The organism is Pilimelia anulata (genome assembly GCF_014647895.1).
GTDB lineage: Bacteria > Actinomycetota > Actinomycetes > Mycobacteriales > Micromonosporaceae > Pilimelia > Pilimelia anulata.
In genome coordinates this window covers 1-595 of sequence record NZ_BMQB01000037.1, presented here as the reverse complement: position 1 = coordinate 595, position 595 = coordinate 1, and the positions used below count along the sequence as shown (strand labels likewise).

The following is a 595-nucleotide window of genomic DNA, read 5'->3' as shown; positions in this document are numbered from 1 at the left end:
TTTCTGATGTTGAGTGGGAGATGCTGTCGAGGTGGCTACCGGCGGCGGTGACCGGTGGCCGGCCGCGGGTTGATGATCGGCGGGTCCTCAACGGGATCGTGTGGAAGGTCCGCTCGGGTGCGCCGTGGCGGGATGTGCCCGGCCGGTACGGGTCGTGGCAGTCGGTCTATACCCGGTTCCGCCGGTGGGCGTTGGACGGAACGTTCGGGCGGATGTTGGCCGGGGTGCAGACCGACGCTGACGCCGCCGGGGATATCGAGTGGCTGGTGTCGGTGGACTCCACGATCGTGCGGGCTCATCAACACGCCGCCGGCCCCAAAAGGGGTGGCGGGGAACGGACGAACCGTCAGATCACGCCGTCGGACGATCCCGTGGTGGACTGACCACCAAGATTCACCTCGCCGCTGACGGCGACGGCCGGCCACTGGCGTTCGTGCTCTCCGGTGGCAACGTCAACGACTGCAGCCGCTTCACCGAGGTCATGGCCGCGATCAAAGTGACCCGACCCGGCCCGGGTCGACCCCGGGTGCGTCCCGACCACGTCGTGGCGGACAAGGGCTACAGCTCCAAGGCCATCCGCACCCACCTGCGCCGC

Annotated in this window: 1 pseudogene; it reads left to right on the top strand. The window is 68.7% G+C overall.

Going from position 1 to position 595, the window contains the following annotated elements:
* Nucleotides 1–595: pseudogene (locus IEY94_RS23870) on the top strand (IS5 family transposase); the annotation flags it as partial.